This window comes from Sinomonas atrocyanea, from assembly GCF_030812675.1.
Classification (GTDB): Bacteria; Actinomycetota; Actinomycetes; order Actinomycetales; family Micrococcaceae; genus Sinomonas; species Sinomonas atrocyanea_B.
In genome coordinates this window covers 16,749-39,043 of the sequence record NZ_JAUSTE010000017.1, presented here as the reverse complement: position 1 = coordinate 39,043, position 22,295 = coordinate 16,749, and the positions used below count along the sequence as shown (strand labels likewise).

Below are 22,295 nucleotides of genomic sequence, written 5' to 3'. Positions count from 1 at the left end.
CGCGGGCCTCTCATTGACGGCTGTGACGGGCCTGCCCGTCCGGTTCTACTGGGCGTTCCCGCTGGCGCGGGCGGCGCTGTTCTTCCGGAAGCTCGCCGGTGATGGCCGGGTCGACGCTGGTGCTGTCAAGTCTAAGCACTCGGGCTCGGCCCTGTCGAAAGCGGAAAATATCTCCAACGACTGGAATAAATGGCGGAGGCCGCGCACAATGGAGCCGTCACCAGCGCGCTCACCAAGGAGTCCAGGATGCGCACCACCCCAGCACTGTCGCTGCCGACCCTCGTCTCGGCGCCCGAATGGGTCGCCGCGGCCGCCGCCGACGGGCTCCGGCTCGAGGTCGCGCACACCGGGCGCCGTCAGCACGTGCCGCGATCCACCCGCTCGGCCGCCACCTCCATCCTGCGCACCGCTCTGGAGAACGCCGCGCGGCACGCCGACGCGTCCCGGCCGGTTCGCCTCGAGGTCGCCTGGCAGCCCGAGGGCCTTCGGCTGCGGATGCTCAACGTGCCCGGGGAGACGGCCCTCGGCCAGATGCTCCGGCCGGGCCGCGGCATCGCCTCGATGGCATCGCACGCCCACCACGCGGGCGGGTGGCTGCGCGCCGGGCTGTGCGACCGGGGGTTCGAGGTCGCTGCCTTCCTGCCGTGCGCCGTCCCGGTCGGCGCGCAGTCCCGCGCCCATGTCCGGGGAGCGGCGCGCACGGCCCCGGCCCTCCTCGCGTGGGCCGCGGGCGCGTGAGCCGGCCCCGCCGGTCCTAGGCGTGCCTGCGGATGAGCTTGTGGGCAGCGGCCTGGGCGACCGGCCGCACCACGATCTCGTCGAGGTTGATGTGGTGCGGGACGGTCACGGCATACCGGACGATGTCGGCCACGTCCTCCGCGGTGAGAGGCTCCTCGACGCCCTCGTAGACCTTCTCGGCGGCCTCGGCGTTGCCGCCGAGTCGGCGCAGGGAGAATTCCTCCGTCTTCACCAGCCCCGGGAGCACCTCGACGACGCGCACGTTGTTCTCGGCCTCCTCGAGGCGCAGCGCCCGCGTCATGGCCCGCTCGGCAGCCTTCGCGGCGTTGTAGCCTCCCCCGCCCTCGTACGAGACCAGGGCGGCCACCGAGGTGAGGTTGAGCACCGTGCCGTGGCCGTTCGCGCGGAGCATCGGCAGGAAGGCCCGGGTGATCTTCATCGTGCCGACGACGTTGGACCGCAGCATCCACTCCCAGTCCTCGGTCTTGGCCTCCGCGACCCAGTCCGTCCCCCGGGCGCCGCCGGCGATGTTCACCAGCGTGTCCGCCCCGCCTGCGTCGACGACGGCGGCGACGAGGCGCGCGACGTCGTCGTCCTCTGAGATGTCGGCCGGGACGGCGATCGCACCGGTCTCGGCGGCGAGGCTCTCGAGCCGCTCTGCGCGCCGCGCCACGGCGAACACCCGCCAGCCCTCCGCGGCGAGGGCCCGCACGGTGGCCTCTCCGATCCCGGTGCTCGCTCCGGTCACGATGGCGGAGCGCTGGTCAGTCTGGGGCACAGTGGTCGTCATGCGCCCAACCTACCGCGCTCCCCCGGCGCCCGGCCGGTCAGCGGGCCCCGAGGAGGTCCGCGAGGACCACCGCCTGGTTGTGCTCGGTGTCCTTGGCCGAGTACACGAGGTCCACGCTGCCGTGGTCCCGCACCGCCGCCTCGAGCTCGGCGAAGGCCTCGGCGCCGTCGAGCTCCTGGCGGTACCTGCGCGCGAATTCCTCGAAGCGGGCCGGGTCGTGGCCGAACCACGTGCGGAGCCTGTCGGAGGGCCCGACCTCCTTGAGCCAGAGGTCCACCGCGGCCCTGTCCTTGCTCAGCCCCCGAGGCCAGATCCGGTCCACGAGGATGCGGAAGGTCCCGTCGGGGGACGTCTCGTACACCCTGCGGATCCGCACGCTGCCCATGCCGCCATGCTAGGACCGCCCACGCCGCAGGGCCACGGTCGGCCACGTGCAGCAGAAAGCATGGAAGAATCGATGGCATGCCTGAAGCAGCCATCACGGGTACAGACACGCCCGACCGCACCCCCACGAACCCGACGAACGTCCCGGACAAGCCCGCCCTCGAGGGGCTCGAGGCCAAGCTCACCGAGCGCTGGCTCGCCGAGGGGACCTACCGGTTCGACCCCGACACGACCCGCGAGGCCGTCTACTCGATCGACACGCCCCCGCCGACGGCGTCCGGGTCCTTGCACGTCGGCCACATGTTCTCCTTCACGCAGACCGACCTGCTCGCGCGCTACCAGCGCATGACGGGCAAGAACGTCTTCTACCCCATGGGCTGGGACGACAATGGCCTGCCCACCGAGCGGCGCGTCCAGAACTACTACGGCGTCCGCTGCGACCCGGCCATCCCGTACGACGCGGACTACCGGCCGCCGGCGCAGCCGGCCAAGAACCAGCGCGACTTCGACGTCATCTCCCGGAAGAACTTCATCGAGCTCTGCGAGGAGCTCGCGGTCGAGGACGAGAAGGTCTTCGAGCACCTGTTCAAGACGCTCGGGCTCTCGGTCGACTGGGGCCTGACCTACCGCACGATCGACGACACGTCCCGAGCCGTGTCCCAGCGCGCGTTCCTGCGGAACTTCGCCGCCGGCGACGCCTACCTCGCCGAGGCCCCGACGCTCTGGGACGTCACCTTCCGCACCGCAGTCGCCCAGGCGGAGCTCGAGGACCGCGAGGTTCCCGGCGCCTACTACCGCTACGCGTTCACCGCGCCCGACGGCGAGCCGGTGCACATCGAGACCACCCGGCCCGAGCTGCTGGCCGCCTGCGCAGCCCTCGTGGCCCACCCCGACGACGAGCGCTACCAGCATCTCTTCGGCACCACCGTGGTCTCGCCGCTGTTCGGCGTGGAGGTCGAGGTCAGGGCCCACCCGCTCGCCAAGCCGGACAAGGGGTCGGGCATCGCGATGGTCTGCACCTTCGGCGACCTGACCGACGTCACCTGGTGGCGCGAGCTGCAGCTGCCGACCCGCCCGATCATCGGCCGCGACGGCCGCCTCGGCGCCGAGACCCCGGAGTGGATCACGGATGAGGACGGCCGCGCCGCCTACGCCCGGATCGCCGGCAAGACCGCCTTCTCGGCCAAGGAGGCCGTCGTCGAAATGCTCGCCGAGAAGGGCCTGCTCGACGGGGAGCCGAAGAAGATCCTCCACCCGGTGAACTTCTACGAGAAGGGCGACAAGCCGCTCGAGGTCGTGACCTCGCGCCAGTGGTACATCCGCAACGGCGGCCGCGACGAGGAGCGCCGGGCGACCTTCGTCCAGCGCGGCCGCGAGCTCGAGTGGCACCCGGCCTTCATGCGGGCGCGCTACGAGAACTGGGTCGAGGGCCTCAACGGCGACTGGCTCGTCTCGCGCCAGCGCTTCTTCGGGGTCCCGATCCCGGTCTGGTACCGGCTCGACGCCGAGGGCAACCCCGACTACACAGCCCCGATCGTGCCGGACGAGGCGTCGCTGCCCGTCGACCCGGTGGCAGAGCCCGCCCCCGGCTTCACCGAGGACCAGCGCGACGTCCCCGGCGGGTTCACCGGTGACCCGGACGTGCTCGACACGTGGGCCACCTCCTCGCTCACGCCGCAGATCGTGGGCCGGTGGAGCCGGGACGAGGCCTTCTTCGCCAACGTCTTCCCCTTCGACGTGCGGCCGCAGGCCCACGAGATCATCCGCACCTGGCTCTTCTCGACCGTGGTGCGCGCCCAGGAGCTCCACGGCTCGCTGCCGTGGAAGCATGCGGCGATCTCTGGATGGGTCCTGGACCCGGACCGGAAGAAGATGTCGAAGTCGAAGGGCAACGTGGTCGTCCCGACGGACATCCTCGAGGAATACGGTGCGGATGCCGTACGCTACTGGGCGGCCTCCGCCAAGCTGGGCGCTGACACGGCGTTCGAGGTCGCCCAGATGAAGATCGGCCGGCGCCTCGCGATCAAGGTCCTGAATGCCTCCAAGTTCGTCCTCGGCCTCGGCGCGACGGAGGCGGACGTCCTCACCGACGGCTCGGACCCCGTGCTCGTCAACCCGCTCGACCGTGCGCTCCTCGCCCAGCTCGCGGACGTCGTCGGGCAGGCCGGCGCCGCCTTCGCAGCGTACGACCCGGCCAAGGCGCTCCAGCTGACGGAATCGTTCTTCTGGCAGTTCACGGACGACTACGTCGAGCTCATCAAGGACCGTGCGTACGGCGCCCAGGGTGAGGAGCAGAAGGCGTCGGTCCTCGCCGCGCTTGCGACGACGCTCGACGCCGTGCTGCGCCTGTTCGCGCCGGTGCTGCCGTTCGCGACGGACGAGGTGTGGAGCTGGTGGCGCGCGGGCTCGGTCCACCGCGCCCCGTGGCCGGCCCCGGTCCCCGTCGCCGACGGCGACCGGGGGATGCTGCCCACGGTGGGCCTGGCCCTCTCGGGTATCCGCAAGGCCAAGTCCGAGGCGAAGGTCAAGCAGCGCACCGAGGTGCTCGCCGCGGTCGTCTCCGCCCCGGCCGAGCTGCTCCCGCAGCTCGAGGCCGGCCTCGGAGACCTCCGCGCCGCGGCGAACGCACGCTCGATCGAGCTGCGGGACGGCTCGGGCGAGGTGAGCGTGAGCGAGGTTCGGCTCGCGGACGCCTAGCCGGGCGCCGAGGGCAAAGGGGAAGCCCCATCAGCGTTGTCGCGTTGGTGGGGCTTCGACTTTTCGGCTGCTCGGTGACGTTCTCGCAGTCTGGTGGACTCCTCGGCATCCAGGTCTTGCCGTCCCGTCACTGGCGGCCAGTCGATGGCTTTGCCTGAGGCTGCGCCGAATCGGCTGTCACTGGATCTTCGGTTTCCACGTCCTCATCGTCTCCGATGGGGTGCTTCCATTGTGACCTCGGCGACACCCGCTTTCAAGGGTGTTCCCCTAACTACACGGCGGTAGTTCGGCGGGAGAGGGGCGCTGCGCTCAGCGCGCCGAGGGCTGCTCGGTGCGGGTGCGCTTGAGCTCGAAGAAGTGCGGGAAGGCGGCGAGCCCGACGGCCGCGTCCCAGAGGGCACCGGCTTCCTCGCCGCGCGGCACGCGGGTGATGACTGGGCCGAAGAAGGCCGTGCCGTTGATGGCGACGACGGGGGTCCCGACGTCCTGACCGACCTTCTCGATGCCCTCGCGGTGGCTGGCCCGCAGCTGGCGGTCGAACTCGTCGGAGTCTGCGTACTGGGCGAGCTCGGCCGGCAGGCCGACCTCCTCGAGCGCACGCCGGATGACCTCGCCGCGGTCGGTGACCTTCTCGTGGTGGATGAGGGTCCCCATGGAGTCGTAGAGCGGCTTGATGTGCTCTGGGCCGTGGAGCTCGGCGGCCGCGACGATCACGCGCACCGGGCCCCAGTTCTCATCCATGGCGCGCTGGTAGTCGTGCTCGAGCTCGCGCCCCTCGTTGAGCACGGACAGGCTCATCACGTGCCATCGGGTCTCGATGTCCCGGACCTTCTCCACCTCCTCGATCCAGCGGGAGGTCACCCAGGCGAAGGGGCAGGCGGGGTCGAACCAGAAGTCGGCGCGCTGCGCGGACGAAGCAGGGGTGAACATGGCAGCTCCTTGGACGTGGCCAGGCCGCGCGGCGGGCAGCGGCCCGCCGCGCGGAGATCAGGCCGACTTGTTGCGGCGCTTGGCGACGACGCTGTGCGGGATGAGGCCGGGCTCCTCGGATCCGGCGACGACACCGCGGCTGATGACCACGCCGGCGATGTCGTCGCGGCTCGGGAGGTCGAACATGACCGGGAGCAGCACCTCTTCCATGATGGCGCGCAGTCCGCGGGCACCGGTGCCGCGCTCGAGGGCGAGGTCTGCGATGGCCTCAAGGGCGCCCTCTTCGAAGTGGAGGTCCACGCCGTCGAGCTGGAACATCTTCTCGTACTGCTTCACGAGGGCGTTCTTCGGGACCGTGAGGATCTGCATGAGCGCCGGCCGGTCGAGGTTCTCAACCGTGGTGATCACGGGGAGGCGGCCGATGAACTCCGGGATGAGGCCGAACTTGAGCAGGTCCTCCGGCATGACGTCGGCGTAGGAGCTCTCCTTGCTCGTCAGCGCGCTGAGCGGGGCGCCGAAGCCGATGCCCTTCTTGCCGGCACGCTGCCCGATGATCTCCTCGAGGCCGGCGAAGGCCCCCGCGACGATGAACAGGACGTTCGTGGTGTCGATCTGAATGAATTCCTGGTGCGGGTGCTTGCGGCCGCCCTGGGGCGGCACCGACGCGACCGTGCCCTCGAGGATCTTCAGCAGGGCCTGCTGCACGCCCTCTCCGGAGACGTCGCGCGTGATCGAGGGGTTCTCGCTCTTGCGGGAGATCTTGTCGATCTCGTCGATGTAGATGATGCCCTGCTCGGCCTTCTTGACGTCGTAGTCCGCCGCCTGGATGAGCTTGAGCAGGATGTTCTCGACGTCCTCGCCGACGTAGCCGGCCTCGGTCAGGGCCGTGGCGTCCGCGACCGCGAACGGCACGTTGAGCCGGCGCGCCAGAGTCTGGGCCAGATAGGTCTTGCCGCAGCCCGTGGGCCCGATGAGGAGGATGTTGGACTTGGCGATCTCGACGTCGTCGTGAGCGTCAGCGAGCGATCCGCCCTTGCTGGCGTGCCCCGACTGGATGCGCTTGTAGTGGTTGTAGACCGCCACCGCGAGGGCCCGCTTGGCCGGCTCCTGGCCGATGACGTATTCCTGGAGGAAGTCGAAGATCTCGCGCGGCTTGGGAAGCTCGAACGAGCCGAGGTCGGAGACTTCGGCGAGCTCCTCCTCGATGATCTCGTTGCACAGCTCGATGCACTCGTCGCAGATGTAGACGCCGGGGCCCGCAATGAGCTTCCGGACCTGCTTCTGGCTCTTGCCGCAGAAGGAGCACTTCAGCAGGTCTGCGCTCTCACCAATGCGCGCCATTCGTCGATTCCCTTCCTGAAGAAGTCTGACCATCCCACTGTAGGGCACAGCGCCGACAGCCGTCGTAGGACACGGCACCCGATGCCATGCCCGGTCCGGCGCCGGTGCCCGCATTCCGGGCACCGGCGCCGGGCCGACGGTGCGGCCGGCGTCAGCGGGTGATGGCGCTCGGGCGGATCTTGCGGGATTCGAGGACCTCGTCCACGAGCCCGTAGTCCTTGGCCTCGCTCGCGGTGAGGAAGAGGTCGCGCTCGATGTCCCGGCTGATGTCGTCCGGAGTCTTGTTCGTGTGCTTGGCCCACGTGTGCTCGAGCCACTCCCGCATGCGCAGCACCTCGCGCGCCTGGATCTCGAGGTCGGTCGCCTGGCCGCCGGAACCGCCGGCGAGCGAAGGCTGGTGGATCATGACCGTGGAGTTGGGCAGTGCGAGCCGCTTGCCCGGCGTGCCTGCTGCGAGGATCACCGCGGCGGCCGAGGCGGCCATACCGAGGCAGACCGTCTGGATCTCCGGACGGATGAACTGCATCGTGTCGTAGATCGCGGTCATGGCCGTGAACGATCCGCCCGGGGAGTTGATGTACATCGTGATGTCGCGGTCCGGGTCGTTGGCCTCGAGGACGAGCAGCTGCGCCATGATGTCGTCCGCCGAGGCATCGTCGACCTGGACGCCCATGAAGATGATGCGGTCCTCGAAGAGCTTGGTGTACGGGTCCTGGCGCTTGAAGCCGTACGGAGTGCGCTCCTCGAACTGCGGGAGCACGTAGCGGGCAGTGGGGAGGTTCGCGGGGTTGACGCCCATGTTGTAGTTCATCGTGTTGCTCCTAGTCCTTCCGGGCGTCCTACTTGTCGGTCCCGCCGCCGCCGGACACGTGGCCCGCGCGCTCGGCGATCTTGTCGAAGAAGCCGTACTCGAGGGCCTCCTGGGCAGTGAACCACTTGTCGCGGTCGTTGTCCTTGAGGATCCGCTCGACGGGCTGCCCGGTCTGCTCGGCGGTGAGCTCGGCCATGACCTGCTTCATGTGCAGGATCAGCTCCGCCTGGATCTTGATGTCCGACGCCGTGCCCCCGATGCCGCCCGACGGCTGGTGCATCAGGATGCGGGCGTGCGGGGTCGCGTAGCGCTTGCCCTTCGTGCCGGACGAGAGCAGGAACTGCCCCATGGAGGCGGCAAGGCCGGTAGCCACCGTCACGACGTCGTTCGAGATGTACTGCATCGTGTCGTAGATGGCCATGCCGGCCGTGACGGACCCGCCGGGCGAGTTGATGTAGAGGTAGATGTCCTTCTCGGGATCCTCGGCCGAGAGGAGGAGCAGCTGCGAGCAGATCGCGTTCGCGTTGTCGTCGCGCACCTCCGATCCGAGCCAGATGATCCGCTCCTTGAGGAGCCGCTGGTAGATGTAGTCCTGGCCGCCGGACCCCTGGACCGGCTCAGCCATGCTCGGCGACTTCTCCTGCTGCATGGTGCGATACCTCTCGATCTGATGCACTGGGCATGGTTCGTTCTACAGGGACATTAGCCGTTTTCAGGGGCGCATTGTTCCGGCCCTGCGCGCTGTTCGCTCCCAGCGCATGCGCCTCAGGGCGGGGACGACGGAGGCCGCCGCCCCGTCCCTTCAGGGACGGCGGACGGCGGCCTCGTGTGCCGCTCGGCCCGGGCGGGAAGCGCCGGGCCGGAGGGCGTCAGAACGTGGCGGCGGCGGGATCGTCGCTCGGCGTCGCCTCGGTCGCCTCGGAAGCCTCCGGGGCCTCCTCCTCGTCGAGCGGACGGACGAACTCGCTGAGGTCGATCGCGTTGCCCTCGGAGTCCGTCACCTCGGCCTTGCCGAGCACGGCGGCGAGTGCCTTGCGGCGGCGGACCTCGCCGACCATCATCGGGACCTGGCCGGACTGGTCCATGATCTGCGCGAACTGGTTCGGGTCCATGCCGTACTGGCTGGCCGTGGTGACGAGGTACTCGATGAGCTCGCCCTGCGAGACCCCGATCTCCTCCTTGTCGGCGATCGCGTCGAGGATGACCTCGTTCTTGAAGGCGCGCTCCGTGTTGGCCTTGACCTCGGCGCGGTGCTCGTCGGTGTCGTGGTCCTCGTCCGCCGCGTGGCCCCCGTTGGCCGGGTTGAAGTGGGCCTCGACCTGCTCGGCCACGACGCTCTCGGGAACCGGGACCTCGACCAGCTCGACCAGCTTGTCGAGGACCTTGTCGCGGGCCTCGACGCCCTGGGCGACGACCTTCGACTGGGCGGCCTGCTTGACGAGGTCGGCGCGGAGCTCCTCGATCGTGTCGAACTCGGAGGCGAGCTGGGCGAAGTCGTCGTCGGCCTCGGGGAGCTCGCGCTCCTTAACCGCCGTGACCTTGACGGTCACGGAGGCGGTCTCGCCGGCGTGCTCGCCGCCGGCGAGCTTGGTCTCGAAGACGGCCTCTTCGCCCTCGGACAGGCCGGTGACGGCCTCGTCGAGGCCCTCGAGCATGGTCCCGGAGCCGACCTGGTAGGACAGGCCCGCAGCGGAGTCGACCTGCTCGCCGCCGACCGAGGCGGAGATGTCGATCGTCAGGAAGTCGTCGGCCTGCGCGGGGCGGTCCACCGGCTTGAGGGTGCCGAAGCGCCCGCGGAGCTCGTCGAGGGCGGTCTGGACGTCGTCGTCGCTCGTCTCGGCGGCCGCGACGTCGACCTTGAGGCCCTCGTAGTCGGGGAGCTCGATCTCGGGGCGCACGTCGACCTCGACGGCGAACTTGAGCTCGCCCTCGGTGGCGGCGGGGTCCGGGACCTCGGTGATCTCGACCTCGGGGCGGGAGAGCGGGCGGATGCCCGTCTCGGCCACGGCCTGCTGGTACCAGTCGTTGAGGCCCTCGTTGATGGCGGTCTCGAGCACGTAGCCGCGGCCGACGCGCTGGTCGACGAGGCGGGCCGGGACCTTGCCCTTGCGGAAGCCCGGCACCTGGATCTGCTCGGCGACGGACTTGTAGGCGGCATCGATGTTGGGCTTCAGCTCGTCGAGGGTCACCTCGACGTTGAGCTTGACCCGCGTGGGGCTGAGGTTCTCGGCAGCGCTCTTCACAGCGTGGCTCTCCTGGATGGTCGGATCATGGGTGCCGCCCTGGGCGTGATGCCTCAGGACGCGACTGTCGGGGTGACAGGATTTGAACCTGCGACTTCCTGCTCCCAAAGCAGGCGCTCTAGCCAAGCTGAGCTACACCCCGGTCTAGTGCACAGACCACGATACAGGCCTGCGACAAACCAATGCACATCAGCCCCGGGGCACGGAAACGGGCCCCTCCGTGACAGGAAGGGCCCGGTGCAGGCGAGGGGGCGACGGGAATCGAACCCGCGTATCCAGTTTGGAAGACTGGCGCTCTACCATTGAGCTACGCCCCCGGGGCCCTCCAACTAAAGCGAACGGGGCCCGCGGGTGTCAAATTGCGCCGCGGGTCCCGTCCGGGGCCTGGCAGCCGGTGCACCAGTAGAGCTTGCGCCCTGCCTCCGCGGCCATGGTCACCGCGGTGCCGCACACACGGCACGGCATCCCGTGCCGCCGGTAGACGTAGTGGGCGTCCTCCGGGCCAGGAAGCGACCCCGACCCCCCGATCCAGAACTGGGGGCCGGTGGTGACGATCCTGCCATCGCGGACCCCCTCGGCCATCGCCGCCGCGGCATCCTCCCACAGGGCGAGCGCACGCTCCGTGCCGAGGGCCGTGCCGGGCGTGAACGGGTCGAGCCGCGCGCGGAAGAGCAGCTCGGCGCGGTAGACGTTCCCGATGCCGGCGACGACCTCCTGGTCCATGAGCAGCCGGGCCACGGGAGCGCGGCGCCGCGTGAGACGCCGGGCGAATTCCGCTGCGTCCGCACCGTCCGACGCCTGCTGCTCCCCCGCCGCGGCACGGGCGAGCGGGTCGGGACCGAGGCGGGCGCGGACCGCGGCGGCCTCCTCGGCGGTCTCGACGACGCAGGCGCTCGCGCCGCGCAGGTCCGCCCAGCCGTTCTCGGACACGAGACGTGCCCTGACGGCGCCGCGCGGAGGGGGAGGCGCGGCACTCGGCTGCCGTGCGCCGTCGTCCGCCAGTTCGCGCTCCCCCACCCGCCGGGGCGCGCCGATGCTCGAGGCGCCCCGGAACGTCGCGTCGCCGCCGAACTCCCAGGCCCCGTAGAGGCCCAGGTGCACGCGCAGCACGAGTCCGCCCCCGAACTGGAGGAAGAGCTGCTTGCCGTGGGCCGAGGCGGCCTCCAGGACGCGCCCGTCCAGGAGCGCGGCCCCTTGGGCGAAGCGGCCCTGCGGGCTCGAGACGGAGAGCCGCCGGCCGACGAAGACGTCGCCGAACTGGCGGGCAAGACGGTGGATGGAGTGTCCTTCGGGCACGGTCGACAGCGCCTGGGGACTACTCGACGATCTCGCCGGAGGCCTCGTACGCGGCGATCTTGCCGATCCGGCGGACGTGGCGCTCGTCGTGGCTGAACGGCTCGGCGAGGAACGCCTCGATGAGGGTCGTCGCCTCGTCGACGCTGTGCTGGCGGCCGCCGACGGCGACGACGTTGGCGTCGTTGTGCTCGCGGGCGAGGCGGGCGGTGTCGAGGTTCCAGGCCAGGGCCGCGCGGATCCCCCTGACCTTGTTGGCCGCGATCTGCTCGCCGTTGCCCGAGCCGCCCAGGACGATGCCCAGCGCAGGCGTGCCGGCCTCCTGGTCGGCGACGACGGCGAGCGCGGCCTTGATGCAGAAGGCGGGGTAGTCGTCGAGCGGGTCGTACTCGGCGGGCCCGTGGTCCACGACCTCGAAGCCCCGGCCGCGCAGATGGGACACCAGGTGGGCGGAAAGCTCCATGCCGGCATGGTCGGTGGCAATGTGGACGCGCGGCTTCGGCACGGGGTTCCTCTCCTCGGATTCTCTCGCCCCGCCGCGGGCGCGGAGGCCGTGCCCCGGTGCCTTCCGGGACCTCGCGGGGGGCGAGGTCAAGACTACGCGCCCGAGGCACTCCGCAGCACGTCGACGACGCGGCGGGCGGTGTCGCCGTCCCGGCCGGAGAACGTGGCCCGGCGGCCGTCGTCGAGGACCACAGTGACGGCTTCCCCGCTCGCCACGAGGACGGACAGGGACTGGCCCCGGCGGCGGTACCCCCATCCCCCGAAGTCGCGGGCGCGCACCGTCTCGAACCCGGCCCGCAGCACCCGCTCCGGGGCGAATCTGAGGACCGGGACGACCCCGGCGAGGAAGACCCCCACGGACTCCGGGCTCACCCGCACGCGGGCAACGAGCGAGGCTGCCGTGAGGAGTGCCGCCGCGGTGAGGACCAGCGAGATCCACCACGAGAGGACGAGCAGCAGGAGGGAGACCGAGACGCCGATGATGCTGAGCATGACGAACACCGAGGACCGGGCGTGCGCCCAGTAGGTGAAGGTCGAGGCGGCACGCTCCGGCTCGAGCTCGTCGAGCAGCGCGGCCTCGTCCTTCGGGCTCCACTGCTCCTCGGGCTTGAAGGACAGCAGCATCACGACCGTGAACGCGACGGTGGCCCCGGATCCCATCGCGAGCACGATCGGATCCGGATGCGAGTCCCGGGCCGGGACGCCGTCCTGCCCGATGAGTCCGGCGGCGAGGACCGTGGTGAGGAACATCGACATCCCGACGCCGCCGGCCATGAAGATCCGGCGGGAGATCGGCGGCCGGCTCAGGAGCGCGGCCTGCAGGCACAGGAGGGCTCCGACGACCGCGACCAGCACTGCGCCGCCGAGGAGGTAGGCGGTGAAGGGGATGAACGCCCGGCCCCCGCCCGCGTCCCACTGCCATGCCACCGGGTCGGGGACCCGTCCGTGGAAGGAGAGCGAGGCCAGCCCGAAGCCCAGTGCGAGCAGGACGGGGTATCCGATCGCGAAGCGGAGCGCCTTCCGGTCCCACCTCGCCTCCGCAGATCCCGCCATGCTCCAACGCTACTGCACCCGCACGGCCGCCCGGGGCGCCCAGGAAGGCGCTGGCATGCTGCGGCGCACCATGAAACAATGCCTTCAAAAGTGACCCGCACCACGCGGGCCATCGTGGCGCACATGCTTGGAGGGCACATGCCAGGGACCAATCTCACCCGCTCGGAAGCCGTCGAGAGGGCTGAGTGCATCCAGCACGTCGAGGACTACCACGTCGAGCTCGACCTCACCCGCGGGGACAGGGTCTTCGGCTCGCGGACCACGGTGCGCTTCAGCGCCGCCGAGGGCGCCTCGTCGTTCATCGACGCCATCACCGACACCGTCCGCTCGGTGACGCTCAACGGCGTCGAGCTGGACGTCGAGGAGGCCAGCGACGGCGTCCGCATCCAGCTGCCGTCCCTCGCCGCCGAGAACGTCCTCGTGGTCGACGCCGACGCCCCCTACATGAACACCGGCGAGGGCCTGCACCGCTTCGTCGATCCGGTGGACGGCGAGGCCTACCTCTACACCCAGTTCGAGGTCCCCGACTCGCGCCGCATGTTCGCCGTCTTCGAGCAGCCCGACCTCAAGGCCTCCTTCCGCTTCACGGTCACGGCCCCGTCGCACTGGGAGGTCGTCTCCAATTCCCCCACGCCGGAGCCGGTGCGCGTCCCCGGGGAGCAGGCCCGCTCGGTGTGGGACTTCGCACCGACCCCGCGGATCTCCAGCTACATCACGGCGCTCATTGCCGGCCCGTACCAGAAGGTCGCGGACGAGCTCGTCAACTCCGAGGGCCGGACCATCCCGCTCGGGATCTTCGCGCGGAAGTCCCTCATGCAGTACCTCGACGCCGAGAACATCTTCGCCCTGACCAAGGAGGGCTTCGCGTTCTACGAGCGCGAGTTCGGGTGCGAGTACCCGTTCGAGAAGTACGACCAGCTCTTCGTCCCGGAGTTCAACGCGGGGGCGATGGAGAACGCCGGCGCTGTGACGATCCTCGAGAGCTACGTGTTCCGCTCGAAGCCCACCCAGGCCACCGTCGAGCGGCGCGCCATCACGGTGCTGCACGAGCTCGCGCACATGTGGTTCGGCGACCTCGTGACGATGCGCTGGTGGGACGACCTCTGGCTCAACGAGTCCTTCGCCGAGTTCATGTCCCACCTTGCCGCCGCCGAGGGCACCGCCTTCCGCCACGCGTGGACCACCTTCGCCTCCGTCGAGAAGTCCTGGGCATACCGCCAGGACCAGCTCCCCACGACCCACCCGATCTTCGCGGACATCAACGACCTGGCGGACGTCGAGGTCAACTTCGACGGCATCACCTACGCGAAGGGCGCCTCGGTGCTCAAGCAGCTCGTGGCCTGGGTGGGACACGAGCACTTCATGGAGGGCGTGCGCCGGTACTTCGCCAAGCACGCCTGGGGCAACACCGTGCTCGCCGACCTCATGGCCGAACTCGAGGCGGCCAGCGGCCGCGACCTGACCGCCTGGGGCCGGGCGTGGCTCGAGACCGCCGGAGCCAACACCCTCTCGCCCGAGATCGAGACGGACGACGACGGCCGCGTCCTCCGCTTCGCCGTCCGCCAGAGTGCCGTCCCCGACTACCCGCAGATCCGCCCCCACCGCCTCGCGATCGGGTTCTACGACCACGACGGCGCGGGCGCGCTCGTGCGCACGCACCGCGCCGAGCTGGACGTGGACGGGGAGCTCACCGAGGTGCCTGAGCTCGTGGGGCGGGCCCGTCCGGCCCTCGTGCTGCTGAACGACGACGACCTCGCGTACGCGAAGGTGCGCCTCGACCCGGCCTCGCTGGCCACGGCGACCTCGTGCCTGAAGGACATCGCGGAGAGCCTGCCCAGGGCCCTCGTCTGGGGCTCGGCCTGGGATGCGGCCCGGGACGGCGAGACCCCTGCCCGCTCCTATGTCGACCTCGTCCTCGGCAACATCGGCTCCGAGGCAGACGCCTCCGTCGTGCAGACGCTCCTCCGCCAGCTCGCCACCACGCTCGACTACTACGTCGACGCAGCTGCCCAGCCGGACGCCAAGCGCAGCGCGGCAGAACGGCTGTGGGCCCTGGTCCACGATGCGGCGCCGGGGTCGGACTCGCAGCTGCAGTTCGTCAAGGCGTTCGCGGCCCTCGCCTCCTCCGAGGAGCATCTGGACGCGGTGGCAGGCCTCCTCGACGGGTCGGCGGCGGTGCCCGGGCTCGAGGTCGACCAGGACCTCCGCTGGGAGCTCGTGGCCTCGCTCGCGTGCGGCGGCCGCCTCGACAGGGCCCGGATCGAGGACGAGCTCACGCGGGACACGACCGCCACGGGCCAGTGCGCCGCGGCGCTCGCCACTGCCGCGCTGCCCACGCCGGAGGCCAAGGCCGAGGCGTGGGAGTCGATCGTCGAGGAGGGGACCCTCTCCAACGCCATCCAGCAGGCTGCCATCAACGGCTTCGCCCGCGCCCACGACGCGTCGCTGCTCGCCCCGTTCGCCGAGAAGTACTTCGAGGCGGTGCCCCGCATCGTCGCCGAGCGCACCCACGCCCTGGCCCAGCAGGTCGTCGTCGGGCTCTACCCCGCGCGCCAGACCACCCAGGAAATGCTGGAGCGCACCGATCGGTTCCTCGCGTCCCTCGGGCCGGACCAGGCCGCGCTGCGCCGGATGACCCTCGAGAACCGCGACGGGGTGGCGCGTGCGCTGCGCGCCCAGGCCGCCGACCGGTAGCCTGCCTCCCATGGCGATCGGAGAGCACCACTACAGCGTGTCCGTGACGTGGACGGGCAACCGGGGCACCGGCACGTCCGGCGTGCGCGACTTCGGGCGGGAGCACGACGTCGCGCTGCCGGGCCTGCCAGTCCTGCCCGGGACCGCCGACCCGGCGTTCCGCGGCACGGCCGACCGGTACAACCCGGAGCAGCTGCTGCTGGCCGCGCTGGCCCAGTGCCACATGCTCAGCTACCTGTTCGAGGCCGCGCGGGGCGGCGTGGTCGTGACGGGCTACTCCGACGCCGCGACGGGCACGCTGAACGTCCACGGGGCGTCCGGGGAGTTCACCGAAGTGACGCTGCGCCCGCGCGTCGAGCTGGCCGACGAGTCGCAGCGCGCGCTCGCCGACAGCCTGCATGACGATGCGCACGCGACCTGCTTCATTGCGCGCTCGGTGAACTTCTCGGTCAGGCACGAGCCGGTAGCACCCTGACGCCCGCGGGTCGTTAAGGTGGAAGGGCCACCATCCCCCAGACAAGGAGGCCCCCGACGGTGCATTCCGGCCTGTCCGCGATCCTGCTCGCCCTCACGCCCCGCACGGCGTCCAGCCCCTCCCCGACGCCGACCCCGGCTCCGACCACCGACAGCCCGAGCCCCGTCCCGATCACGGCGGCCCAGCTGGACAGCGCCGTGACCACCTTCAACCAGACCCTCCTCCAGATCGCGATCGCCGTCGGCATCGGTCTCGTGGTCTGGCTCGTGGCGACGTACCTGATCCGGCAGATCGTCAAGCGCATCCTGGCCGGCAGGACGCTCACGCAGCGGCGCATCTTCCGGTGGGCGGCTCCCGCACTGAGGGCGCTCGACTCGGAGCGCAGGGCCCAGCGCGCGCAGACGATCGGCTCCCTCCTCAACTCGGTCGTCGCCGTGGTCATCACCACGATCGTCGGCATGTACGTCCTGCGCGCGCTCGGTGTCGATCTGGCCCCGGTGCTGACCAGCGTCGGGATCCTCGGCGTCGCCATCGGCTTCGGCGCCCAGCAGCTCATCCGCGACTTCCTCGCCGGGATCTTCATCACGCTCGAGGACCAGTACGGGATCGGCGACTTCATCGAGACGGGTGCGGGCGAGGTGGCCGGCACAGTCGAGTCGGTGGGCCTGCGCATCACGCGGGTGCGGGCCGAGGACGGCACGATCTGGTACCTGCGCAATGGCGAGATCCTGCGCCTCGGCAACCGGTCCCAGGGCACCTACCTGCCGCCCGCCGCGGACGCCCCTGCCGCCGTCCCCACGGCCGGTGCGGCCGGCACCGCCGGCACGACCGGCGGGGGCCAGGCCGCAGGAGGAACGGACCCCTCGCGCGAGGGCAAGGGCGCGCTCGGCCGGGCGGCGGGCGAACAGTACGGCAACGGAGGGCAGAGGTCCCATGAGTGAGATGACAACACCGGGCGTGCCGGGCGGACCGCGCGGGAACCAGCCGGACCTCCTGCGCGGGTCGGGCGCGGGGGCCTCCTTCTACGACCTCGTGGGCGGCCACGAGACGTTCGTCAAGCTGGTGGACACCTTCTACGAGGGCGTGGCCGAGGATCCGCTCCTGCGCCCCATGTATCCCGAAGAGGACCTCGGTCCGGCCCGGCACCGCCTGACCATGTTCCTCGAGCAGTACTGGGGAGGGCCGGGCACCTACAGCGCCGAGCGCGGGCACCCGCGCCTGCGGATGCGGCACGTGCCGTTCAAGGTCAACCCCGAGGCGCGCGACCGGTGGCTCCTCCACATGCGGGCGGGCGTGGAGGCTCTCGGCCTCGCCCCCGTGTACGAGGCCACGCTGTGGGACTACCTCGAGCGCGCCGCGCACTCGCTGGTGAACACCTTCGACGACTGAGCGGCGCCCACGCCGACGGACCCGGCGCGGGATCCCCGTCCCCGGAGGCTAGCTGCCCTGCAGGACGGGGGCGCGCCGGCACAGCACGTGTCCCCGGCTCGAGGACAGCCGGGACCACGGACCGCAGGAGAACCGCTGCAGGTCCTCCCCCGGCGTGATGAAGCCGAGCATGTGGGCCGCGAAGGCTGCCCCGGCCGGGAGGGCCGGGCACGGCGCGAGGTCCCGTCCCCACACGGCTGCGCGCACGCCCTGCACCACCGCCGCGCCCGGCTGGTCCGGGACCGCAGCGGCGACCTCGGCGATGCCCGCCGCTGCTGCGCCCCGCACTGCCTCGGCGTCGACCCCGCCCTCAAGGGTCCAGGGACCGCGCGGCGGCGTCACCGCAGCCCAGGGCGCGCGCGCCTGCGCGGGCGGAAGCTCTAGTTCGGTCCCCGAGGCGCCGAGGCGTGCGAGCCGGTCGAACACGGAGGCCATCGCCACGGTCACGTCGGCCTGGGCCGGGGTGGCGAGGCCGGCAGTCCGGAGTCCCAGGATGGTCGGGACGGGCTCTCCGAGGGCCCGCGGGCCCATGACGAGCACGTAAGCGGCCAGCACGCCGCCCACGGCCTGGAGCCGTACGGCGCCGTCCTCGATGGCGCGCGCACGGGAGAGGAAGACCCGCAGGTCCTCGACCGCGTGCGGATCCCCGAGGTCCAGCACCGTGTCCGGGCCCGGCGCCCTCACGGCTGCCCCGCCTCGGCCGGAAGCGGCGGGCGGCGCCGGAAGGGCACGTCAGGGCCGGCGAAGTGGGCGAATTCCGAGCGCATCGCCTCGGGCAGCCGCACTGGCCGCCCCGTCGACCGGCTCACGAGCACCATCGAGGTCGAGCAGTTGGCGCACACGGCCCCGTCCGCGGGATCGACCACCGCATAGCCGAGGTCGAAGCTCGATCCGCCGACCCGCGTCACCCAGAGGTCCACGGCCACCGGCTCGCGGCGGTACAGGAGCGGAGCGAGGTACTCGATCTCGTGCCGCCCCACGAGGGTGAAGTTCTCCTCCGTCACCAGGTCCGCGAGCGTCTGGGGGCCGTCCTCGCGGTCCGCGCTCCTGAGCGGCTCACGGAGCCAGTGGACACGGGCGTCCTCGAGGAACTGGAGGAACCGCACGTTGTTCACGTGGCCGTAGGAGTCGACGTCGCCGAAGCGCAGCTGGAGGGGGAAACGGTAGGCGGAGGGCATGGACCCATCTTCGCACCAGCCCAGGAGGCCCTCCCCCCGCCGGCTGGCAGCGGGCTGGCCGGTGCGTCTAATGTCGTGCCATGACGTCACCTGCGCGCCGTTCCGGGCCCACCGGAACCCTGCTGACCCTTCTGGACCTCGACGATCTGGGAGGGGCCCGCACCGACGAAGACGTCTTCGTCGGCCCGAGCGAGCGGCAGCCGCGGCACCGGGTCTTCGGCGGACAGGTCCTCGCGCAGAGCCTGGTGGCCGCGTCGCGCACGGTCACCGGGGTCCGCCCCGTCCACTCGATGCACGCCTACTTCCTGCGCCCGGGCGACGCGGACAAGTCCATCACGTTCGGGGTCGAGCGCCTGCGGGACGGCCGCTCCTTCTCGGCGCGGCAGGTGCACGCCTACCAGGACGGAAACCCGATCCTGTCGATGATCGCCTCGTTCCAGGAGGAGTCGGAGGGCGTCGAGCACCAGTCGGCCATGCCCGAGGGGATCCCCGACCCCGAGTCGCTGCCGAGCACCGCAGACCTCCTGGGGGAGATCGACCATCCGGTGGCGCAGTACTGGGCCTTCGACCGCCCGTTCGACGTCCGCCACGTGGACCCCGCGATCTACATCTCGACCTCGGGCCCGCATGTCGCCAGGAACGCGGTCTGGATGAAGACCATCGAGCCGATGCCCGACGACGACATGCTCCACCGCGCGGCCCTCGCGTTCGCGAGCGACTACACGCTGCTGGAGCCGGTCCTGCGGCGCCACGGCCTCTCGTGGATCACGCCCGGGATGAGCGTCGCGAGCCTCGACCACGCCATGTGGTGGCACCGGCCGGTCCGGGTGGACGAGTGGCTGCTCTACGTCCAGGAGTCGCCCAGCGCCCAGGGCGCCCGCGGGCTGGGCGCCGGCAAGGTGTTCAACCGCAGCGGGGTCCATGTGGCCAGCGTTGCGCAGGAGGGCATGGTCCGCCTGCCCTATCTCGAGGGCCCGGCCTAGGGCTCACGAAGCCCCGGCGCAGACGGAGGGGCCGGCCGCAGCGGCCGGCCCCTCCGTCTGCGCAAGACGCCCCCCGTCAGTCGCGGGTGAGCTTGCGGTGGGTGACCCGGTGCGGCTTGGCCGCGTCGGGGCCGAGGCGCTCCACCTTGTTCTGCTCGTACGATTCGAAGTTGCCCTCGAACCAGTACCAGTTCGACTCGTCCTCGTCCGTGCCTTCGTAGGCGAGGATGTGGGTGGCCACCCGGTCGAGGAACCAGCGGTCGTGGGAGACCACGACGGCGCAGCCGGGGAACTCGAGCAGCGCGTTCTCGAGGCTCGAGAGCGTCTCGACGTCGAGGTCGTTCGTGGGCTCGTCGAGCAGCAGGAGGTTTCCGCCCTGCTTGAGCGTCAGCGCGAGGTTGAGCCGGTTGCGCTCTCCGCCGGAGAGCACGCCGGCCTTCTTCTGCTGATCGGGGCCCTTGAACCCGAACGCGGAGACGTAGGCGCGCGAGGGCATCTCGACCTGGCCGACCTGGATGTGGTCGAGGCCGTCGGAGACGACCTCCCACAGGGTCTTGTTCGGGTCGATCCCGCCGCGGCCCTGGTCGACGTAGGAGATCTTGACCGAATCGCCGATCTTGAGCTCGCCTCCGTCGAGGGGCTCGAGCCCGACCAGCGTCTTGAAGAGCGTGGTCTTGCCGACGCCGTTGGGTCCGATCACGCCGACGATGCCGTTGCGCGGCAGGGAGAACGAGAGCCCGTCGATGAGCACACGGTCCCCGAAGCCCTTCTTGAGCTCCTTGGCCTCGATGACCAGCTGGCCAAGGCGCGGGCCCGGCGGGATCTGGATCTCCTCGAAGTCGAGCTTGCGCGTGCGCTCGGCCTCGGCGGCCATCTCCTCGTAGCGGGCGAGGCGGGCCTTGGACTTCGTCTGGCGGCCCTTCGCGTTGGACCGGACCCAGTCGAGCTCCTCGGAGAGCCGCTTGGCGAGCTTCGCGTCCTTCTTGCCCTGGACTTCAAGGCGTGCCCGCTTCTTCTCGAGGTAGGTCGAGTAGTTGCCCTCGTAGGGGTAGAGCCGGCCGCGGTCCACCTCGCAGATCCACTGGGCGACGTGGTCAAGGAAGTAGCGGTCGTGGGTCACCGCGAGCACGGCCCCGGGGTAGTCGGAGAGGTGCTGCTCGAGCCAGAGGACGCTCTCGGCGTCGAGGTGGTTGGTCGGCTCGTCGAGCAGCAGGAGGTCCGGCTTCTGCAGCAGGAGCTTGCACAGCGCGACGCGCCGGCGCTCACCGCCCGAGAGGACCTTCACGTCGGCATCCGGCGGCGGGCACCGCAGGGCGTCCATGGCTTGCTCGAGCTGGGAGTCGAGGTCCCAGGCGTCCGCGGCGTCGATGGCCTCCTGGAGCTTGCCCATCTCCTCGAGAAGCGCGTCGTAGTCGGCGTCGGGGTTCGCCATCTCCTCGGAGATCTGGTTGAAGCGCTGGATCTTGCCGTAGATCTCGCCGACGCCCTCCTGCACGTTCCCGAGGACCGTCTTGTCCTCGTTCAGCGGCGGCTCCTGGAGGAGGATGCCGACGCTGTAGCCCGGGGAGAGCCGGGCCTCGCCGTTTGACGGGGTGTCCAGGCCCGCCATGATCTTGAGGATGGTCGACTTGCCGGCACCGTTCGGCCCCACGACGCCGATCTTGGCTCCGGGGAAGAACGACATGCTCACGTCGTCGAGGATGACCTTGTCCCCTACGGCCTTGCGGGCCTTGGTCATGGTGTAGATGAATTCCGCCATGGCCTTAAATCTAGTGCTTCGCGCGGATGATCACACATCCGGGCTCCGCCGACGGGGAGCCCGTCCGGCCAGCCGTCGGGGCTCCCCTGCCCGCGTCCGCCCGCTCACGCGGACATGAGCCGCTCCCCGGGGTCGGCGTCCGCGCTGCCCTCGGCCCCGTCGCGTCCCTCCGGATCCGCTCCCCCGAAGTCCTCCGCGGACTCGTGCCCGGAGGGATAGGCGTCCTCGTCGCCCAGGTCGGGCGGCACCTCGAGGAAGGGCTCCTCGGCCGGCCCCGCGGCGGCGACCTCCCCGGTGACGGGGTCGACGACGCCGACCCCGTCCACGGCCTCGGCGGCCCGCGCGAGCGGGGTGGGCTCGTCGCGGCGCCGGTTCCACCGACCCATGCCGAGGGCGAGGTCGTGGCCGACGGACGCGGCGATGATGTCCGCCTCGGTTCCCGGTGTCCCGTCGGCGCGCTCGAAGTTCCTGATCTGCAGGCGGCCCATGACGATCAGCCGGTGGCCCTTGCGGACGCTGTCGGCCACGTTCTCCGCCATGGGTCCGTAGCACTGGATGTTGTACCAGCTCGTGTGGTTGTCGACCCACGACTGGCGCTCGCGGTCGAACCGCCGGTCGTTCACGGACATCCGGAACCGGCAGTACGGCGTGTTGTGCCGGGTGAGTCCCACCGTCGGCTCGGTGCCGACCCAGCCGCGCAGGGTGATCGTGTCGTTCATCAGAAGACCTCCAAGTCCGGGCCCTGCGGTGTGGAGGGCCCGGAACCAGCCTCTCGGCGAGGCGGGTGCGGCAGAAGCGCGTCCGGCGCGTATGTGGACGGCACCCCGAGGCGGGGGCTGTGGAGGAGAAGAGGACGGCGTGCGACAGTGCCGGGTTGCGCGGGATAGACTTTCACGGGCCCGCCCCAGTAGCTCAGAGGATAGAGCAGGAGCCTTCTAATCTCTTGGTCGGGGGTTCGATTCCCTCCTGGGGCGCTCCGCGGTGTCCCGGGCCC

The 22,295-nt window shown here is 70.8% G+C and carries 21 protein-coding genes and 3 tRNA genes; 8 read left to right on the top strand and 16 right to left on the bottom strand.

What is annotated here, in order from left to right:
• Positions 1–246: 246 nt before the first annotated feature.
• Positions 247–738, top strand: coding sequence for a hypothetical protein (locus tag J2W20_RS17870; protein WP_307008314.1), 492 nt, complete (start codon positions 247–249; stop codon positions 736–738).
• 16 nt (positions 739–754) lie between these two features.
• Here the strand turns inward: J2W20_RS17870 and J2W20_RS17865 are convergent, their stop codons facing one another.
• Both J2W20_RS17865 and J2W20_RS17860 read right to left on the bottom strand, forming a co-directional pair.
• Positions 755–1,528 carry an SDR family oxidoreductase gene (locus J2W20_RS17865; protein WP_307008312.1) on the bottom strand — a complete coding sequence of 258 codons (774 nt, stop codon included), beginning with the start codon at positions 1,526–1,528 and terminating at the stop codon, positions 755–757.
• 37 nt (positions 1,529–1,565) lie between these two features.
• Complete coding sequence (locus J2W20_RS17860) at positions 1,566–1,913, bottom strand: DUF488 domain-containing protein (RefSeq protein WP_307008310.1); 348 nt, start codon at positions 1,911–1,913, stop codon at positions 1,566–1,568.
• 77 nt (positions 1,914–1,990) lie between these two features.
• Here J2W20_RS17860 and valS point away from each other — a divergent pair, with 77 nt between their 5' ends.
• Positions 1,991–4,609 (top strand): valine--tRNA ligase, encoded by a 2,619-nt coding sequence (valS, locus tag J2W20_RS17855; protein ID WP_307008308.1) that lies wholly within the window; start codon positions 1,991–1,993, stop codon positions 4,607–4,609.
• A 309-nt stretch (positions 4,610–4,918) separates the two neighbouring features.
• Here the strand turns inward: valS and J2W20_RS17850 are convergent, their stop codons facing one another.
• From J2W20_RS17850 to J2W20_RS17805, 10 genes are all read right to left on the bottom strand, one after another.
• Positions 4,919–5,539: a mycothiol-dependent nitroreductase Rv2466c family protein gene (locus J2W20_RS17850; RefSeq protein WP_307008305.1), complete on the bottom strand. Its 621-nt coding sequence runs from the start codon at positions 5,537–5,539 to the stop codon at positions 4,919–4,921.
• A 57-nt stretch (positions 5,540–5,596) separates the two neighbouring features.
• Positions 5,597–6,880: an ATP-dependent Clp protease ATP-binding subunit ClpX gene (clpX, locus tag J2W20_RS17845; protein ID WP_307008303.1), complete on the bottom strand. Its 1,284-nt coding sequence runs from the start codon at positions 6,878–6,880 to the stop codon at positions 5,597–5,599.
• A 151-nt stretch (positions 6,881–7,031) separates the two neighbouring features.
• Entirely contained in the window at positions 7,032–7,691 is a 660-nt protein-coding gene (locus tag J2W20_RS17840; protein ID WP_307008301.1) for an ATP-dependent Clp protease proteolytic subunit, read from the bottom strand.
• A 28-nt stretch (positions 7,692–7,719) separates the two neighbouring features.
• Complete coding sequence (locus tag J2W20_RS17835) at positions 7,720–8,340, bottom strand: ClpP family protease (RefSeq protein WP_307008299.1); 621 nt, start codon at positions 8,338–8,340, stop codon at positions 7,720–7,722.
• Between the two features lie 220 nt (positions 8,341–8,560).
• Positions 8,561–9,934, bottom strand: a complete 1,374-nt coding sequence (tig, locus tag J2W20_RS17830) for a trigger factor (protein ID WP_307008296.1) — start codon at positions 9,932–9,934, stop codon at positions 8,561–8,563.
• Positions 9,935–10,001: 67 nt separating this feature from the next.
• Positions 10,002–10,076: transfer RNA gene (locus tag J2W20_RS17825), tRNA-Pro, on the bottom strand.
• Between the two features lie 104 nt (positions 10,077–10,180).
• Positions 10,181–10,251: transfer RNA gene (locus J2W20_RS17820), tRNA-Gly, on the bottom strand.
• Between the two features lie 37 nt (positions 10,252–10,288).
• A complete protein-coding gene (locus tag J2W20_RS17815) occupies positions 10,289–11,230 on the bottom strand; it encodes an Fpg/Nei family DNA glycosylase (protein ID WP_307008294.1) in 942 nt (313 codons plus the stop codon).
• A gap of 19 nt (positions 11,231–11,249) precedes the next feature.
• Positions 11,250–11,732, bottom strand: a complete 483-nt coding sequence (locus J2W20_RS17810) for a ribose-5-phosphate isomerase (RefSeq protein ID WP_307008292.1) — start codon at positions 11,730–11,732, stop codon at positions 11,250–11,252.
• Between the two features lie 92 nt (positions 11,733–11,824).
• Positions 11,825–12,784 (bottom strand): hypothetical protein, encoded by a 960-nt coding sequence (locus J2W20_RS17805; protein WP_307008290.1) that lies wholly within the window; start codon positions 12,782–12,784, stop codon positions 11,825–11,827.
• Between the two features lie 138 nt (positions 12,785–12,922).
• Between J2W20_RS17805 and pepN the strand changes: the two genes are divergently transcribed.
• The 4 genes from pepN (at position 12,923) to J2W20_RS17785 (ending at position 17,342) form a co-directional block, all read left to right on the top strand.
• Complete coding sequence (gene pepN, locus J2W20_RS17800) at positions 12,923–15,478, top strand: aminopeptidase N (protein WP_307008288.1); 2,556 nt, start codon at positions 12,923–12,925, stop codon at positions 15,476–15,478.
• A gap of 10 nt (positions 15,479–15,488) precedes the next feature.
• Positions 15,489–15,953 carry an OsmC family protein gene (locus tag J2W20_RS17795; protein ID WP_307008286.1) on the top strand — a complete coding sequence of 155 codons (465 nt, stop codon included), beginning with the start codon at positions 15,489–15,491 and terminating at the stop codon, positions 15,951–15,953.
• Between the two features lie 185 nt (positions 15,954–16,138).
• Entirely contained in the window at positions 16,139–16,894 is a 756-nt protein-coding gene (locus J2W20_RS17790) for a mechanosensitive ion channel family protein (RefSeq protein ID WP_307008327.1), read from the top strand.
• Between the two features lies 1 nt (position 16,895).
• On the top strand, positions 16,896–17,342 hold the full coding sequence (locus tag J2W20_RS17785) for a globin (RefSeq protein WP_373458050.1): 447 nt from the start codon (positions 16,896–16,898) through the stop codon (positions 17,340–17,342).
• 48 nt (positions 17,343–17,390) lie between these two features.
• Here J2W20_RS17785 and J2W20_RS17780 read toward each other — a convergent pair whose 3' ends face one another.
• Positions 17,391–18,065, bottom strand: coding sequence for a hypothetical protein (locus tag J2W20_RS17780; protein ID WP_307008281.1), 675 nt, complete (start codon positions 18,063–18,065; stop codon positions 17,391–17,393).
• Entirely contained in the window at positions 18,062–18,559 is a 498-nt protein-coding gene (locus J2W20_RS17775; protein ID WP_307008279.1) for an acyl-CoA thioesterase, read from the bottom strand. The genes J2W20_RS17780 and J2W20_RS17775 overlap by 4 nt, the downstream gene beginning before the upstream one ends.
• An 80-nt stretch (positions 18,560–18,639) precedes the next feature.
• Here J2W20_RS17775 and J2W20_RS17770 point away from each other — a divergent pair, with 80 nt between their 5' ends.
• Positions 18,640–19,542: an acyl-CoA thioesterase gene (locus J2W20_RS17770; RefSeq protein WP_307008278.1), complete on the top strand. Its 903-nt coding sequence runs from the start codon at positions 18,640–18,642 to the stop codon at positions 19,540–19,542.
• A gap of 76 nt (positions 19,543–19,618) precedes the next feature.
• Here J2W20_RS17770 and ettA read toward each other — a convergent pair whose 3' ends face one another.
• Both ettA and J2W20_RS17760 read right to left on the bottom strand, forming a co-directional pair.
• Positions 19,619–21,301, bottom strand: coding sequence for an energy-dependent translational throttle protein EttA (gene ettA, locus J2W20_RS17765; protein WP_307008276.1), 1,683 nt, complete (start codon positions 21,299–21,301; stop codon positions 19,619–19,621).
• Between the two features lie 104 nt (positions 21,302–21,405).
• The gene (locus tag J2W20_RS17760; protein ID WP_307008274.1) at positions 21,406–22,020 is read right to left on the bottom strand and encodes a single-stranded DNA-binding protein; all 615 of its coding nucleotides are present in this window, start codon (positions 22,018–22,020) and stop codon (positions 21,406–21,408) included.
• A gap of 182 nt (positions 22,021–22,202) precedes the next feature.
• Between J2W20_RS17760 and J2W20_RS17755 the strand changes: the two genes are divergently transcribed.
• Positions 22,203–22,275: transfer RNA gene (locus tag J2W20_RS17755), tRNA-Arg, on the top strand.
• The last annotated feature ends 20 nt before the right edge of the window (positions 22,276–22,295 follow it).

Bases quoted from the DNA above. Each gene is read 5' to 3' on its own strand.
- J2W20_RS17865 (WP_307008312.1), bottom strand. From the start codon at position 1,528: ATGACGACCACTGTGCCCCAGACTGACCAGCGCTCCGCCATCGTGACC.
- J2W20_RS17785 (WP_373458050.1), top strand. From the start codon at position 16,896: ATGACAACACCGGGCGTGCCGGGCGGACCGCGCGGGAACCAGCCGGAC.
- J2W20_RS17760 (WP_307008274.1), bottom strand. From the start codon at position 22,020: ATGAACGACACGATCACCCTGCGCGGCTGGGTCGGCACCGAGCCGACG.
- pepN (WP_307008288.1), top strand. From the start codon at position 12,923: ATGCCAGGGACCAATCTCACCCGCTCGGAAGCCGTCGAGAGGGCTGAG.
- J2W20_RS17805 (WP_307008290.1), bottom strand. From the start codon at position 12,784: ATGGCGGGATCTGCGGAGGCGAGGTGGGACCGGAAGGCGCTCCGCTTC.
- J2W20_RS17795 (WP_307008286.1), top strand. From the start codon at position 15,489: ATGGCGATCGGAGAGCACCACTACAGCGTGTCCGTGACGTGGACGGGC.
- J2W20_RS17775 (WP_307008279.1), bottom strand. From the start codon at position 18,559: ATGCCCTCCGCCTACCGTTTCCCCCTCCAGCTGCGCTTCGGCGACGTC.
- ettA (WP_307008276.1), bottom strand. From the start codon at position 21,301: ATGGCGGAATTCATCTACACCATGACCAAGGCCCGCAAGGCCGTAGGG.
- J2W20_RS17835 (WP_307008299.1), bottom strand. From the start codon at position 8,340: ATGCAGCAGGAGAAGTCGCCGAGCATGGCTGAGCCGGTCCAGGGGTCC.
- valS (WP_307008308.1), top strand. From the start codon at position 1,991: ATGCCTGAAGCAGCCATCACGGGTACAGACACGCCCGACCGCACCCCC.
- J2W20_RS17770 (WP_307008278.1), top strand. From the start codon at position 18,640: ATGACGTCACCTGCGCGCCGTTCCGGGCCCACCGGAACCCTGCTGACC.
- J2W20_RS17840 (WP_307008301.1), bottom strand. From the start codon at position 7,691: ATGAACTACAACATGGGCGTCAACCCCGCGAACCTCCCCACTGCCCGC.
- clpX (WP_307008303.1), bottom strand. From the start codon at position 6,880: ATGGCGCGCATTGGTGAGAGCGCAGACCTGCTGAAGTGCTCCTTCTGC.
- J2W20_RS17860 (WP_307008310.1), bottom strand. From the start codon at position 1,913: ATGGGCAGCGTGCGGATCCGCAGGGTGTACGAGACGTCCCCCGACGGG.
- J2W20_RS17850 (WP_307008305.1), bottom strand. From the start codon at position 5,539: ATGTTCACCCCTGCTTCGTCCGCGCAGCGCGCCGACTTCTGGTTCGAC.
- J2W20_RS17870 (WP_307008314.1), top strand. From the start codon at position 247: ATGCGCACCACCCCAGCACTGTCGCTGCCGACCCTCGTCTCGGCGCCC.